The sequence below is a fragment of the Variovorax ureilyticus genome (assembly GCF_037889935.1).
Classification (GTDB): domain Bacteria; phylum Pseudomonadota; class Gammaproteobacteria; order Burkholderiales; family Burkholderiaceae_C; genus Variovorax; species Variovorax ureilyticus.
In genome coordinates this window covers 129,884-143,370 of the sequence record NZ_JBBKZU010000014.1, presented here as the reverse complement: position 1 = coordinate 143,370, position 13,487 = coordinate 129,884, and the positions used below count along the sequence as shown (strand labels likewise).

Here is a 13,487-nt window from a genome sequence, read left to right as displayed (position 1 = left end):
GACCGGCTCCATGCCTCAGATAGGTGTGCCGAGCTTGCGGCGGCGCGTGAAGAGCACGAGGTTCAGCAACCAGAATCCCGCGCGCATCAGCAGTGACAGCGCGAGGTACACGATGCCGAGCGTCACGAAGACTTCGAAGTTGCGGAAGGTGTCGCTCTGAACCCGGTTCGAGATGCCGAAGAGCTCTTCCACGCCGACCGACGACAGGATGCTGGAGGCCAGCATCAGCAGCACGTACTGGCTGGCGAGCGCCGGATAGACGCGCTCCATCGCAGGGCGAAGCACCACATGCAGGTAGACCTGCAGGCGCGACAACCCAAGGCATTCGGCGGCTTCGAGCTGGCCGCGCTGGATCGAGTCGATGCCCGCACGCATGATCTCGGTCGTGTAGGCGCCGATGTTCACCACCAGGGCGATCGTCGCGCCGACCAGGATCGGCAGCTTCATGCCGATGCTGGCCATGCCGAAGATCAGGAAGTAGCTCTGGATCAACAGCGGCGTGTTGCGGACCAGCTCCACATACGCCGCAACCAGGTTGCGAAGCCATGCCGGGCCGCTGGTGCGCGCGATCGCGCAGAGCGTGCCGACGACGAAGCCGAGCACGGTGGCGAAGAATGCAAGTTTCAGCGTGACCCAGGCGCCCTCGACGAAGAGCGGCCAGTAGTCCAGCACCGCTTTGAAGTCAAACTCGTAGTTCATTTCGATCTTGTGGACTCAGGTGCCCGTCTTCAACACCTCGGCAGGGATCTCCGCGCCCTGATGCTTCTTGTAGATCGCCTGCAGGTCGCCGCTCTTGAGGCGATCCTCGACCCATTTGTTGACCCACTCCTTGAGCGCGGTGTCGTTCTTGCGCATGCCAACGCCGAACAGCGAGTTCTGCAGCAGCAGCTTGGGCTCGAGCTGCTTGCCCGGGTTGCGCTGATTGATGACATCGATCAACGTCGTTGCAAGCGCGGTGACGTCCATCTGGCCGCTGACCACTGCGGTCATGGTGGTCGACTCGTCCTCGAAACGGACGACCTCCGCGCCCGATGGCGCCATGCGCGTGATGTCCGCGTCATTGGTGGTTCCGCGCGTCACTGCGATCTTCTTGCCAACGAGGTCCGCCGGCGTCTTGATCGACATCGACTTGGGCGCCGCCACGAAAGTCGAGATGCCGGAATACGGCCGCGAGAAGTCGATCGTCTTGAGGCGCTCTGGCGTGATCGTCATCGCCGAAATCACCACATCCGCGCGGTTCGTCATCAGGAGCGGGATGCGGTTCGCGCTGTTCGTCGGCACCACTTCGAGTTCGACGCCGAGGTCCTTGGCGAGCAGCTTCGCAGTGTCGACTTCGGAGCCTTTCATCTCCAGCTTGTCGTCCTTGTATGACCACGGCGGCACACTGAGATCGATAGCGATGCGGATTTTGCCGCTGCCGTGGATCTTGGCGAGCGAGTCGCTCTGGGCCATCGCCGACTGGCTCATGAACCCGAGCGCGAGGGCGATGCCGAAGGCCTGCAGAAGGCGATGCTTGGGGAAGAGGTTTCTCATGGCAGTCTCCTTCAGGCGGTGGCGGTGCGCATCACTTCTGGCGAAAGGTCCGCGCCATGATGCTTCCTGTAGATGGCATTGAGCTTGCCGTTGCGCAGGTTCTCGCGCACCCAGTCGTCGAGCTTCGCCTTGAGTTGCGTCTCGCCCTTGTGCAGGCCGATGCCAGTCAGGTTGGTCTTGACGACCACCTTCGACTCCATCGCGAGCTCGGGCTTGCGCTGGTTCACCGGCGCGAGCAGGGCCGGCGCGGTGCAGTAGCAGTCCGCCTGGCCGCTGATGATGGCGGTGATCGCGGTCGCGTCGTCGTCGAAGCGGACGATTTGCGTTCCCGCCGGTGCGGCCTTGGTCAGTTCGGTGTCGTTGGTGCTGCCGCGCACCACGGCGACCCGTTTGCCTCCCAGGTCCTCCAGCGAGCGCAGCGCAACGACCTTGGGCGCGCCGATGACCACCTGGATGCCCGAGTACGGCACCGAGAAGTCGATGACCTTCGCGCGCTCCGGCGTGATCGACAGGGTCGAGATCACGAGATCGGTCTTGTCGGTCAGCACATAGGGAATGCGGCTCGCCGGATTGGTCGGGACGATCTCCAGTTCGAGCTTCCAGTCGCTGGCCAGCAGCCGCGCAACATCCACTTCGGAGCCCGCATATTCGAGCTGCGCATCCTTGGTCGAGTAAGGCGGCGCGGCCGGGTCGATCGAGATGCGGATCTTCTTGTTCTTCTCGATGTTCGAGAGTGCGTCCGCGAGCGCCGGACGGCTGACAGCCGCGAGGGCCAGAAAGCCGGCCATGCTGGCGACGGCGGTGCGGCGCTTGATGGCGGCGGGTGGATGGATCTGCATGTCTTTGTCTCCTGCTGTGGATACTTTGATATTGGGTTGCTACTGCCGCTACTGCCGCATCGGCCCCGGCCAATCCAGTCCGTGCGCCGCCATCGGAGCCGACAGCGCATTGACGATGACGTCCGAGAGCGCAACGCCTTGCGCGATCGCCTCGCGGTGCCGGGTCAGCGCCTGGTCGCCGGGCACGCGCACCTGCTGCACGCCGGGCCTCGGCGGGTTCGCATGGCAGGCGCGCACGAGCCAGTCAGTCTCGTCCAGCATGGCCTTGCGTCCGCCGAAGGCTTCGGGGTCGAGGATCTGGATGAAGGTGTTCATCACGGTTCCACTCGGCACATCGCGCCTGCCGCAGCCCGAGAGGCCCTGCGTCAACGCCTCGACCAGCAGCGCCATGCCGTAGCCCTTGTGGCCGTGATCGAGCCCGCCGACCGGCAGCAGGCTGCCGCCCTGCTCCAGCAGAACGCGCGGGTCGTCCGTGGGCTGTCCGTTTGCGTCCATGGCCCATTGGCCCGGATAGCGTTCACCGGCTTCGGCGAGCTGGATGGATCGCTTGATGGTGGTGATGGAACAGCTGATATCCAGCATCACCGGATCGCCATGGCTCGGGACGCCCGCCGCCAGTGGGTTCGGCGTAAACAGCCCGTTCAAGCCACCATACGGCGCAACGCCCTGGGACGCTGGCCCCGAGCACGCGATCACCGCCATGAGACCGCGCTGGGTGACGCGCGGAAGGTAGGTCGCCAGCGCACCGGTGTGATGGCCGTTTGCGATGGTGCAGGTCACGACGCCATGGTCAGAAACGCGATTGAGCGCCATGTCGATCGCCTGATCGATCAGCCATGCGCCCGGAAACCGCTGGCCGTCCCAAGCGATGCATGCGCCGCGATCGGAGATGACGCGAACCTCGCCGGCTGCGCGCAAGCCGCCGGAGCCCAGCTCTTCGAGATACCACGGCGCGATCCCGAGCCCGTGGGTGGAGTGGCCGAGCATGTCTGCCGTCACAAGACTAGTCGCGACGCTGCTCGCCTTGTCCTTTTCCATGCCGCGGATCTCGAACAGCCGCTGCACGACGGCGAACAGATGTTCGACCGAGTACCGGCGCACGGAAATGCTCATGCCGCGACCTTTTGCGCGTGCTGCGCGGCAACGGCTTCGTCGACCATGTCGAACAGGCTGTAGCGTGGCTGGTAGCCGAGCAGTGCGCGCGCCTTGGCCGCACTTCCGTGCGTACGGCCGAGCTCGACAGGGAGCTTCGCTTCCACGTAGCGGCGGCCCGTGGCCTTCGCGAGATACGGGATGAACTCCGCAAGGCTCACCGGCGTGGCTGGTGCGAGATTGAAGGTCTCGCCGATCGCCTCGGACTTGTCGTGGATCAGCAGCAGGCCTTCCACGATGTCGCGCACGTCGACCAGTTCCTGCGTATGCGGCTTGCCGTGCTGGTCATAGGCCAGCAGCAGCGGCTCGTCGTCGCTCATCAAGGGTTCGAGGATGTCGAGGATTAGGCGCAGCTCATTCTGGCTGGTCGCGCCCGCATGATGGGTGCTCGCGGCCTTCAGGCTGCGCACGCGACCATTGACGTAGAACGCGGCACTCGAATACTCGCCGTGGGGGTCGATGAGCTCATGTGCCGCCTCGATGTGCGAGAACACCGCGATGCTGGTCGAGAGGTTCTCTTCGGATCGACCGTAGAACTTGACCATGTCCTCGCCGACTACCTTGCTGAGGCCATAGAAGGTGTACGGCTCGCGCGGATGCAGCTCGTCGGTCGGGCGGTAGCGCGCGAAACGGGTCGGATAGACCTGGTCGCTCGACGCGAAGACCAGACGCAACGGACGCGTTTGCGCGAGCTCGGCGGCGACACGCAGCACGTTGTAGGTGCCCGTCACGTTGGCGTCCCAGATGAGGTCACGCGCCAGTGGCTGGAACGAGATCACCGCGGCCATGTGGAAGACCGAATCGCAGTCGCGCATGGCTTCGCGCACCGCGGCGAGATCAGCGAGGTTGCCGGTCACACATTCGATGCCGGCCTGACGCGTGGCGTCGAGCTGGCGGTCATTGGGCAGCGCGAGCGTGCGCACCTTCCAGCCGCGTGCCATCAGCGCGCGGGCGAGCGTGCCGCCGACCCGTCCGGTTGCGCCGGAGACGAAAACTTGCATTGCAGAACTCCTTGTGTGCTTCGAACAGAAGAAATCAGCTCGTGTCGCTCAGACCGTGTAGTCCACCGCGGCCCACTCGTAGTAGGTGCGCAAGTCCTGCACCAGCGCCTGATGCAGGGGATGGAGGAGGTAGGCGTCCAGCGCAGCGGCGTCCACCACTTCCGATTCGAGAATCAGGTCCCAGGTCATCGGGGGACGCTGGAGCTCATTCGCCGCCACCCGCCATGACTGGATGGCTGCGATCTGTGAGCCGAGCCCGCGCATGCGCGCAAAGAGTGACCGTTCGAGTACCTCATCGCGTTCGAGGCCCGGCTTTCGCCGGAAGAGGACGACGTGTCTCAGCATGGCACCCCCTGGCGTTCGAGGAGCCACTCGGGCGCGTCCTGCAAGGCCACCGGCCGCAGGAAGCGGTCCATCGCCGCATAGCCCACGGAGGTGCTCCAGGGTTGCGTCGAGGCCGGATAGGGCCCGCCATGGTGCTGCGCGGCTGCCACGGCCACCCCGGTAGGAACGCCGGCGAAGAGCACACGGCCCGCAATCTGCGATGCCGTGCGCACCAGCGCCCTCGTCTCTTCGCTCTCGTCTTCCGCGCCCCACAGGGTGACGGTCAGCGATCCGCCAATGGTTTGCAGCACGTCGATGGCCTGATTGTTCGACGCGACTCGAACGACGAGTGCAGCGGGCCCGAAGACTTCCTCGTGCAGTAATGCATCGGCGATGAAATCGCCCGCCACGACCTCCCCGAGGAACGGACTGGGTGCGGCTGCACCGCGGGCTGGCGGCGCAAGCAGCGCACGCACCGAGGACGAATCCGCCCACGCCGAGACGCCACGATCGAAGGCGCTGCGAATGCCTTCCGTCAGCATCCGTTGCGGCGCTTGCGCGGAAAGGGCCTTCGCGAGCGCGCTCACGAAAACATCGCCCGCATTGCCTGCCGGCACCACGATGACGCCAGGGCTGGTGCAGAACTGCCCGCTTCCCTGGCAGATGGATTGAGCGAGTGCGGCGGCAGGCCCTTTCGCGTCGCGTTGCAGCATGGCTGGCAGCACGATCAGCGGATTGGTCGAGCCCAACTCGCCGAAGAACGGAATCGGACGCGGGCGCCGTGCCGCAATGTCGGCGAGCGCGATGCCGCCGCGAAACGATCCGGTGAAAGCCACCGCGGCAATCGCTGGCGCCTGCACCAGCCGCACGCCGGTCTCGACCGAAGCGCCTTCGATGAACTGGAAAACGCCTTCGGGCCAACCTTGCTGCTCGACAACGCGACGGGCGATTTCCACCGTCTTGCGGGACAGCATCGGATGTGCCGGATGCGCCTTGACCACGACGGGGCACCCGGCCGCGAGCGCCGATGCCGTGTCGCCACCCAGCACGGAGAAGGCGAACGGGAAGTTGCTCGCCGCGAACATGGCCACCGGGCCGAGCGGCAGGCGCACCCGCGTCAGCCGTAGCCGCCCCGCAGGCGGCGCGCCGGCCACCGCAGGATCGTCTTCCACGCGGTGTGCCGCGCCACGCTCCAACTCAGTAGCGAAGCCGCGCAACTGGAAGGCCGTGCGATCCAGTTCACCATCGAGCCGCGACAAGCCGAGCCCGGTTTCCTGCTCGGCCAGCGGCACCAGCGATTCGCGCTCCGCTTCAAGTGCGTCTGCCAAGGCGCGCAGCAATCGGGCACGTGCCGCGGCGGAACTCGCCGCGAAGTCGCCCGCTGCCTGGCCTGCTGCGAGGGCTGCAGCATCGATGGACACGAGGTGCGACATCACTCAGGCGCTCTTCAGGTGGTAGCCGCGCGCGGCGTAGTCGAAGCCCACGAGCTCGTTGATGCGCACTTCCTTGTCCGCAGGAGATGCGTAGTAGGCGCGAATCTCCTTGATCCGGTCGCCCTCGAAGATGTACCACTCCGCGCCGCGCAGGGCGGTGCCGATCTTGTTCTTCCAATGGGTCCACTCGATCATCGCCTCCGGCTTGTCGTGGCTGATCAGGATGCGGTCGACGGTCCACTGCGAGCCGAGCGTCTCGACGCACCAGACCCACTTGCGGCTGATGGTGGCGGCGCCGCGCCAGGGGACTTCCGGCAGGCCCGAGGGAAAGTAGTGGACGGCATCCGGCGTGAAGCACGACATCAGCGCGTCGTAGTCCGCAGCGTTGCATGCGTCGAAGTAGCGCCGGATCAGCGCGTCATAGAACTCGGGCGAGTGAGTCTGAAGGCTCATCTTCTGCTCCGATATCAGCGCGCGGGCGCGGCGGGGTGGATCGGGGGACGGCCATCGGCCACCCATTGCTTGTGCGCGGCGCGGGTCTGCTCGCTCGGCGGATAGAGGCCCCACAGCGGCTCGCCGGCCTTGACCCGCATCGCGAGATAGGCCTCGATGTCGTCGCGGCGCTCGCACAGGTCAGCCATTTCTTCGGCAAGATGCGCCGGCACGATGGTGATGTTGTCGCCGTCGCCGTGGATCACGTCGCCCGGATAGACCGCGACGCCCGCGCAGCCGATCGGCACCTGCAGGTCCGCCACATGGTGATAGGAAAGGCGCGTGGTCGCGGTCACGCCGATGCACCAGACGGGGAAGTCCATCTCCGAGAGCTCGGTGCCGTCGCGGAAGCTCCCGTCGGTGACGACCGCGCGGGCGCCGCGCATCATCATTCGCGTGATGAGCATGTTGCCCATCGATGCGGCGCGGCCGTCGCGGTTGCTGTCGATCACCAGCACATGGCCGGGCTCGATCTGCTCGACGCCGACCCACTGCAGGTTGTCCGCGCTCGGGGTGGTTGTGAGGTTCTCATAGAGGTCCACATCTTCGCGGGCCGGGATGAAGCGCATCGTGTAGGCGCGGCCTGCAAATGGCTTCACTTTCCGGTTCAGCGGCGTGAGTCCGTGAAGCACCGGTTGGCGAAAGCCCTTGATGTAGAGCTGCGTGGTGAGCGATCCGCTGGTAACTTTGGCGAGCCTGTCGAGCACGCTGTCGGACACATGCGGCACCGGGGGGCGTTGGGGGATGGCGGTCAAGGGCGGGGGCGTCTTGAGTGACATGGTCGTCTCAAAATATGGGAATCGATGGGATTCGTTGGCGAGGTCTCAGTGACATCGATGCTAGTGACGAGCACCCCAAAATAGAATCACCAGACACCGGCTTCGCACCCGTGTCACTGCCCCGCGTACCACCCGTTGAGACAAACCATGGCAACCCGCTCCGCCGCGACTTACGCGCCCAAGTCAACACGCAGCGCGCAGTCCGGCGATGGCACCGGCGCGCTGGAAAAAGCGCTGGATGTGCTCGACGCAGTCGGCTCCTCGCCCCGGGGACTGAGCCAGAGCGAAGTCGCAGAACGGCTCGACCTGCCGCGCACCACCGTCTACCGGCTGCTCGCCACGCTGATCAACCGGGGACTGCTGCGCCGCGATCCGCTGCGCAAGGTCTATTGCCTGGGCTTTCGCTGCTTCGAGATGGCGAAGCAGGCCTATGCGATGCCCGACCTCGTGGCCGCGGCTGCCGCTGAACTGCGCGCATTGAGGGACCTGACCGGCGAGACCACCTACCTCGCGACCCTCGATGGCCGCGAAGTGATTTCGCTCGAGCGCTGCGACGGTGCGCACAGCCAGCGCTCTTCGGCCGCGCTCGGCGAGAGAAAGCCGCTGCATTGCACGAGCCAGGGCAAAGCGATCCTTTCAGCCATGTCGGATGAGGCGCGCGATGCGATCGTTCGCGAGTTGACGCTCAAGCCACTGACACCGTTGACCATCACCGACCGCCGGCGGCTGCATGCCGAGCTGCGCATCACCCGTGCGCGCGGTTACTCGATCGACGACGAGGAAATCGTGCTCGGCGTGCGCTGCGTCGGTGCGCCGGTCAAGGACTCGGCGGGCGAAGTCCGCGGCGCGATCAGTGTGGCCGGTCCCGCATGGCGGCTGACGCGCGAGCGACTGGAACTGCTGGGCCCCGAAGTGGCCGAAGCAGCGCGGCGCATCGGCGCGCAACTCTCCTCAACGGCACCGGCGAACAATGACTCCGAATCGACGGTCCGCGCGATACTGGGGCCGTGGGCTTTTCATGGTGCCCATCCGGTGGTGGCTTCGGACGGAACCGTGTATTGGGCCGACACCCTCGCGCCTGCGGTGCGCGTCTTGGACGCGCAGGGCGATCGCGAGCTTTTCGGCGCGAACGCGCCCATCGTCGCCCTGCTTCGCGCCGAGCATGGATTGATCGTGGTCAGCGAACAGGGCGCGATCGAATGGAGATCCGGACAAAGCACCCCGCATCCCTGGCCCGAAGGCATGACGCTCGCGGCATGCACTGGCGCGGACCGCGTGATCTGGGTCGCCGTGGGATTGCCGGAGGCCGGCGCCGCCATCGGACAGCTCCATCCGGATGGACGATTGAAGATCTTCTGGCGCATCGGCGAGCCTGTCGCGGCCCTGAGCTGTTGGGGCGAGGACGGTTCGGTATTCGCGACAGCGCCGCAATCGGGCGCGATCCTCGTGATGACGCCGGGGCAAAGTGGCGTCAAGCGGCTCGCCACCGTGCCGCGCGGTTCGGGCCGCCTGGGCGGCCTCGCGTTCGACGATCAGGGCGGCATCTGGACCGCGTTGTGCGATGGCTGGTCCGTGGTGCGGTTCACGCTGGAAGGTCAACTCGATCGCGTCATCGGCCTGCCCGTGCCGTGCGCGACCGACGTGGCGTTCAGGAAACACGCCGGTTTGCGAGAGCTGGTGGTCACGACCCAAAGGCAAAGCGTGCCGATCGACACTTTGTCCACCGCGCCCCTTTCAGGTCGATTACTCGTGGCACGGATCTAACACACTCTCGTGGAACGGACTGAGCTTGCGGCGCGCTCCTTGGCCTCAGTCCATCTCGCCGAACCGATTGCCTGAATCGACCCGTTTGCGCATCCGCGACGCTATGAGTCCGATGAGCCGGTCAACGTCCTCTGGGGTATTGAAGGCACCAAACGAGATACGGACCCCACCTCGTTCAGGAGACACACGCACTAGGTTCTGCGTGAGATAGTTCACCCACTTTGCGACTGGAAGGGGAAGGACGTAGATGTGCGAGCGTTGGCCTCGCTGTCGCGGCCCCACCAGAGGAATGCCGAGTTCGTCCAATCCCTCAATGAGTCTGTCCCCGAGCATCTGCACATGCTCTTCAATACGCGCAACGCCGATACTCTGAATGAATTCAATCGACCTCGCTAGCGCATGCAGGCCTGGGAGATTGAAGTTCCCGAATTCGAATCGGCCAGCATCCCTGCGGGTGGTCATGTCGTCCGGTCTTGCCACATAGTCCTTGGGCGGATTGGCTAAGCTACCCATGGCCAGGTAGACAGGCTGTAGTTCCTGGAGGTTCTGTTTCACGTACAGAATCCCTATGCCCTGGGGCACCAGAAGTCCTTTATGGCATCCGGCGGCCAAGACGGACACACCCAGCTTTTTCACGTCAACAGGCAGGACCCCGATGGACTGCATGGCGTCGACCACCAGGTAGATGTTCTTCCTTGCGCAAAGCCGTCCGATGTCTTCGATGTCGTGACGCTGACCGGCGTGAAAGGTCACGTGCGAAAGCGAGATGACACGGGTCGATGCGTCGATGTGGTCGGCAAACGTACTGGCGCTCGCCACCTGGTCATCCGGGAGGCTCACGAACTTGACTTTCACACCTTTGCGCCTGAGGTGAAGCCAGGCGTAGGCGTTGTTCGGATGGTCACCTTCGAGCATCAGCACGGTGCTCCCGGGCTGCAAAGGCACCGCGTTCGCGGCTATGTTGATCCCCTCAGAGGTGTTCTTTGTGAATGCTATCTCGTCGGCTGCGGCATTCAAAAGCTCGGCGACCTTTTCGCGGGCAACCTCGACCCGACGCATCCAGACCGGCTTCGGGCCAGCCATCTCGTTGCCCTCAACCAAGAACTCGCTCAATGCACTTCGAACACAGTTCGGCATGGGCGTCTGATGGGCCGAATCCAAATAGAGAATCCGTTTCGTCGCAGGGAATTCCTGTCGAACGGCGCTGGCGTCAAGGGGAGTGCTCATATGGTCCTTTGTGACCGGTGCGGCGAACAACACCAGCTATGGAAATCAGTGCAACTTGACCCGAGAGCCTGTCGATGGCTCGAGGCAACGAGCCAACGTCTCCAGGGTCACGCGCCGCCAGCCGTGAAGTGCGGCTTCGTGCATCTTGTACATAGAGAGGTACATCAATTTCGCGAAGACGCCTTCCACGAACATGCTCTTGCCGACCACGCCGCCCATCAGGTTCCCGACGGTGCTGTAGGAGCCCAGTGAGACCAGAGAACCGATGTCGCGGTAGACGTAGTTGGGAAGCGGACGACCCTCCACGTACGCGGGCAGATAGCGCGCCAAGAACGTGGCCTGCTGATGCGCCGCCTGGGCGCGTGGAGGCACAAATCCTTGACCATCCGGTTTCGCGCATGCGGCGCAATCCCCGATAGCAAACACACTCGGGTCGCTCGTCGTTTGAAGCGTCGGACGGACCGTGAGCTGATTGATTCGGTTCGTCTCCAAGCCAGCCAGGTTTCGCAGGAAGTCTGGAGCTCGGACTCCGGCAGCCCAGACCGTGATTTCCGCTGGAAGGACTTCACCGTCGCTGAGCTCGACGCCGTTTTGATGAACTCTTGCCACCTTGGCTCCGACATGGACCGAGATGCCTTCGTTAGCGAGGAGCCTGTGTGCCGCAGCCGACAGTCTCGGAGGAAGCGCGGGCAGTATCCGGTCCGCCGCCTCGACAAGGTGAATTTCGAGCCCCTTATTGGTCGTCGAGGCGGAAGCGTCGTACGCAAGCACTTCTTGTCCGGTCCTAAGCAGCTCGGCCGCCAACTCGACTCCCGTGGCGCCGGCACCGATGATGCAAACCCTCAGCTGCGCCGGTGCCAGTACAGTCTCCTGAGCCTGCGCCCGAAAGCACGCATTCATGAGCTTTCGGTTGAAGCGCGCCGCGTCGCTGAGGCATTCCAGCTTGAGCGCGTACTCCTTCACGCCCGGGGTTCCGAAGTCGTTGCTCTGGCTTCCGACCGCGAGGACCAACGTGTCGTATGAGAACGTGCGAGCTGGCGTGATCTGCTCGCCCTCCCCGTCGATGAAGGGCGCGATGGCAACTCGACGAGACTCTCGGTTCAGGCCGGTCATCTCGCCCATTCGGTATACGAATCCGTGGTCACGCGCGTGCGCCAAATAGCCCACCTCGTGCCGCCCCATGTTCATGCTACCCGCCGCAATCTCATGCAGCTTCGGCTTCCAGATATGAGAGCGCGCCTTGTCGATGAGCGTCACCGAAAGCCGTTCGTGCTTGCCCAGTTGGGTGGCGAGTTCGAGTCCGGCCGCGCCGCCCCCAACTATCACGACGCGATGGCGGTCGGCCGAATCGGGCGTGCCGTCTTTCCCGGGCAAAGTGGCTGCCGTATGCCTGGTCATGGCAAACCTCAGTTGTAGCCGAGGACCGCGACGTTTCGGAGGTCCGCTTCCCGCTCATCGTTGGCCGCGGGAATTGCCCGCACCGGCTGTGCGAAACCGCCTTGGCACGAGCCACCACCCTCTGCCTGGTCTATCCACTTGAACAAGTGGCCTTTCAAAGGGTGCAGAGAGACAGCCTCTGCGATGAGGTGAATTTGCGATTGCATGTTCTCGGTGAGTTAGTTGCGCAGCTTGCCTTCGAGGTAGCTGGCCAGCAGAGAGAGTGGATAACAAATGGCGAAGAAGACGAGCAAGACACCGCAGTAGATGGGGACCGCGTGTGCATCGGTACTGACGTAGGCGAGCCGCTCAATCATTTGGCGCGCAGACCCGAGTAGGTCCGTCACACCGACAACCGACGTCAAGGCGCTCGCCTGGATGAGGACGGTCAACTGGCCGATGTACGGCGGCAGGAACCGCCGGATGGCCTGAGGCATCACGGCAAACACCAATGCCTCGACTTTGCCCAGTCCAAGTGCTCTTGCCGCTTCCGTCTGACGCGACGAGATGGACTTCAATGCGCCGCGAGCAGTTTCCGCAATGTTCGCGCCACCCCAGACAGCAAGTCCAAGAACGGAGGCCGTGATAGGGCCGGTCGTGATGCCGACGTGAGGAAGCGCGAAGAAGACGAACAGGAGCGTGATAAGGGAGGGCACGCCCCGGAAGATGTCGATGTAGAGCCGGACGGCGACCTGCACCCATTTCGTCGTGCTGGCAGAAAGCGCCCCCATGAACACACCGATGGCCGTCGCCAGCAACGTTGTGAGCAGGGAGACCCACAACGTCACATAGAGGCCATTCAGCATGTGGGACGCAACGGGACCAATCCAATCGTGGTTCATTTGACAGCTCCCAGACCCGGAACTGCGACCGCGCGTTCAAGCCGGCGAGACGCAATCGCGATGATGTTAGACACGACCAGGTACGCGAGCGCGGCAATGCCGAAAATCTCGAAGACCTTGAAGGTATCGGCGACCATACGGTTCGCCACGTAGGTGAGCTCCTGGTACCCCACGGCAATCATGAAAGAGGAGGAGCGAAACTGGGTGATGGCCATGGTCGTGGCGGCCGGAATCGATGCGCGAGCGCCGAGCGGAAGCGTGACATCCAGGAAGGCACGCGGCGCAGACATCCCCAGCGCACGAGCTGCGACCACCTCATTCGGATTCACCGAGCCGTACGCGGCCCGGAAAATCTCAGTGTGGTAAGCAGCCCCCCACAGACCGAGCGCCAGCCACGAGGTGTCGAACGGGGTCAGCTTGATTCCCATTTCGGGCAGAGCGAAATAGAGCATCACGACCTGCACCAGCAGCGGAGTACAGCGAAACAGGTTCGCGTAGCAGGCAATGAGTTGGCTCAGCACAGGAACACGGGCGTGGCGAGCCGCGCCCATCAGCATGCCAAGGACGATTCCCATCGAAATGCCGATGGTGCTGATGAGCAGTGTTCGACCAAGTCCGCCGAGCAAGACCTGCAGTTCGTTCAGGATTGATGTAGACATGCCTT

Annotated in this window: 14 protein-coding genes; 1 reads left to right on the top strand and 13 read right to left on the bottom strand. The window is 64.0% G+C overall.

The features are described 5' to 3' along the window. Nucleotides 1-15: 15 nt before the first annotated feature. From WKW77_RS26925 to WKW77_RS26885, 9 genes are read right to left on the bottom strand one after another with little or no spacing between them, the layout of a single operon-like run. Nucleotides 16-699 (bottom strand): amino acid ABC transporter permease, encoded by a 684-nt coding sequence (locus WKW77_RS26925; RefSeq protein WP_340359962.1) that lies wholly within the window; start codon nucleotides 697-699, stop codon nucleotides 16-18. A gap of 15 nt (nucleotides 700-714) precedes the next feature. Further along, a complete protein-coding gene (locus WKW77_RS26920; protein WP_340359961.1) occupies nucleotides 715-1,533 on the bottom strand; it encodes a transporter substrate-binding domain-containing protein in 819 nt (272 codons plus the stop codon). 11 nt (nucleotides 1,534-1,544) lie between these two features. Next, nucleotides 1,545-2,372: a transporter substrate-binding domain-containing protein gene (locus WKW77_RS26915; protein ID WP_340359960.1), complete on the bottom strand. Its 828-nt coding sequence runs from the start codon at nucleotides 2,370-2,372 to the stop codon at nucleotides 1,545-1,547. A gap of 48 nt (nucleotides 2,373-2,420) precedes the next feature. Further along, nucleotides 2,421-3,485: an Ldh family oxidoreductase gene (locus WKW77_RS26910; protein ID WP_340359959.1), complete on the bottom strand. Its 1,065-nt coding sequence runs from the start codon at nucleotides 3,483-3,485 to the stop codon at nucleotides 2,421-2,423. Further along, a complete protein-coding gene (locus WKW77_RS26905; protein WP_340359958.1) occupies nucleotides 3,482-4,525 on the bottom strand; it encodes an NAD-dependent epimerase/dehydratase family protein in 1,044 nt (347 codons plus the stop codon). Before WKW77_RS26905 ends, WKW77_RS26910 begins: the two co-directional genes overlap by 4 nt. A 48-nt stretch (nucleotides 4,526-4,573) precedes the next feature. Beyond that, nucleotides 4,574-4,870: a Dabb family protein gene (locus WKW77_RS26900; protein ID WP_340359957.1), complete on the bottom strand. Its 297-nt coding sequence runs from the start codon at nucleotides 4,868-4,870 to the stop codon at nucleotides 4,574-4,576. Beyond that, nucleotides 4,864-6,282, bottom strand: a complete 1,419-nt coding sequence (locus WKW77_RS26895; RefSeq protein WP_340359956.1) for an aldehyde dehydrogenase (NADP(+)) — start codon at nucleotides 6,280-6,282, stop codon at nucleotides 4,864-4,866. Before WKW77_RS26895 ends, WKW77_RS26900 begins: the two co-directional genes overlap by 7 nt. A gap of 3 nt (nucleotides 6,283-6,285) precedes the next feature. Beyond that, nucleotides 6,286-6,735 carry a nuclear transport factor 2 family protein gene (locus WKW77_RS26890; protein ID WP_340359955.1) on the bottom strand — a complete coding sequence of 150 codons (450 nt, stop codon included), beginning with the start codon at nucleotides 6,733-6,735 and terminating at the stop codon, nucleotides 6,286-6,288. A gap of 14 nt (nucleotides 6,736-6,749) precedes the next feature. Beyond that, the gene (locus tag WKW77_RS26885; protein ID WP_340359954.1) at nucleotides 6,750-7,553 is read right to left on the bottom strand and encodes an RraA family protein; all 804 of its coding nucleotides are present in this window, start codon (nucleotides 7,551-7,553) and stop codon (nucleotides 6,750-6,752) included. 147 nt (nucleotides 7,554-7,700) lie between these two features. Here WKW77_RS26885 and WKW77_RS26880 point away from each other — a divergent pair, with 147 nt between their 5' ends. Continuing rightward, complete coding sequence (locus tag WKW77_RS26880) at nucleotides 7,701-9,317, top strand: IclR family transcriptional regulator domain-containing protein (RefSeq protein ID WP_340359953.1); 1,617 nt, start codon at nucleotides 7,701-7,703, stop codon at nucleotides 9,315-9,317. Nucleotides 9,318-9,362: 45 nt separating this feature from the next. Here WKW77_RS26880 and WKW77_RS26875 read toward each other — a convergent pair whose 3' ends face one another. From WKW77_RS26875 to WKW77_RS26860, 4 genes are all read right to left on the bottom strand, one after another. Continuing rightward, entirely contained in the window at nucleotides 9,363-10,544 is a 1,182-nt protein-coding gene (locus WKW77_RS26875) for an aminotransferase class V-fold PLP-dependent enzyme (protein WP_340359952.1), read from the bottom strand. A 45-nt stretch (nucleotides 10,545-10,589) separates the two neighbouring features. Beyond that, a complete protein-coding gene (locus WKW77_RS26870; RefSeq protein ID WP_340359951.1) occupies nucleotides 10,590-11,942 on the bottom strand; it encodes an NAD(P)/FAD-dependent oxidoreductase in 1,353 nt (450 codons plus the stop codon). A gap of 218 nt (nucleotides 11,943-12,160) precedes the next feature. Next, nucleotides 12,161-12,823 carry an amino acid ABC transporter permease gene (locus WKW77_RS26865; protein ID WP_340359950.1) on the bottom strand — a complete coding sequence of 221 codons (663 nt, stop codon included), beginning with the start codon at nucleotides 12,821-12,823 and terminating at the stop codon, nucleotides 12,161-12,163. Continuing rightward, nucleotides 12,820-13,482, bottom strand: a complete 663-nt coding sequence (locus WKW77_RS26860; RefSeq protein WP_340359949.1) for an amino acid ABC transporter permease — start codon at nucleotides 13,480-13,482, stop codon at nucleotides 12,820-12,822. The genes WKW77_RS26865 and WKW77_RS26860 overlap by 4 nt, the downstream gene beginning before the upstream one ends. Between the last annotated feature and the right edge of the window lie 5 nt (nucleotides 13,483-13,487).

Coding starts and splice junctions, on each gene's coding strand:
- WKW77_RS26905 (WP_340359958.1), bottom strand. CDS start 4,525: ATGCAAGTTTTCGTCTCCGGCGCAACCGGACGGGTCGGCGGCACGCTC.
- WKW77_RS26925 (WP_340359962.1), bottom strand. CDS start 699: ATGAACTACGAGTTTGACTTCAAAGCGGTGCTGGACTACTGGCCGCTC.
- WKW77_RS26865 (WP_340359950.1), bottom strand. CDS start 12,823: ATGAACCACGATTGGATTGGTCCCGTTGCGTCCCACATGCTGAATGGC.
- WKW77_RS26915 (WP_340359960.1), bottom strand. CDS start 2,372: ATGCAGATCCATCCACCCGCCGCCATCAAGCGCCGCACCGCCGTCGCC.
- WKW77_RS26920 (WP_340359961.1), bottom strand. CDS start 1,533: ATGAGAAACCTCTTCCCCAAGCATCGCCTTCTGCAGGCCTTCGGCATC.
- WKW77_RS26885 (WP_340359954.1), bottom strand. CDS start 7,553: ATGTCACTCAAGACGCCCCCGCCCTTGACCGCCATCCCCCAACGCCCC.
- WKW77_RS26900 (WP_340359957.1), bottom strand. CDS start 4,870: ATGCTGAGACACGTCGTCCTCTTCCGGCGAAAGCCGGGCCTCGAACGC.
- WKW77_RS26890 (WP_340359955.1), bottom strand. CDS start 6,735: ATGAGCCTTCAGACTCACTCGCCCGAGTTCTATGACGCGCTGATCCGG.
- WKW77_RS26880 (WP_340359953.1), top strand. CDS start 7,701: ATGGCAACCCGCTCCGCCGCGACTTACGCGCCCAAGTCAACACGCAGC.
- WKW77_RS26860 (WP_340359949.1), bottom strand. CDS start 13,482: ATGTCTACATCAATCCTGAACGAACTGCAGGTCTTGCTCGGCGGACTT.
- WKW77_RS26895 (WP_340359956.1), bottom strand. CDS start 6,282: ATGTCGCACCTCGTGTCCATCGATGCTGCAGCCCTCGCAGCAGGCCAG.
- WKW77_RS26870 (WP_340359951.1), bottom strand. CDS start 11,942: ATGACCAGGCATACGGCAGCCACTTTGCCCGGGAAAGACGGCACGCCC.
- WKW77_RS26910 (WP_340359959.1), bottom strand. CDS start 3,485: ATGAGCATTTCCGTGCGCCGGTACTCGGTCGAACATCTGTTCGCCGTC.
- WKW77_RS26875 (WP_340359952.1), bottom strand. CDS start 10,544: ATGAGCACTCCCCTTGACGCCAGCGCCGTTCGACAGGAATTCCCTGCG.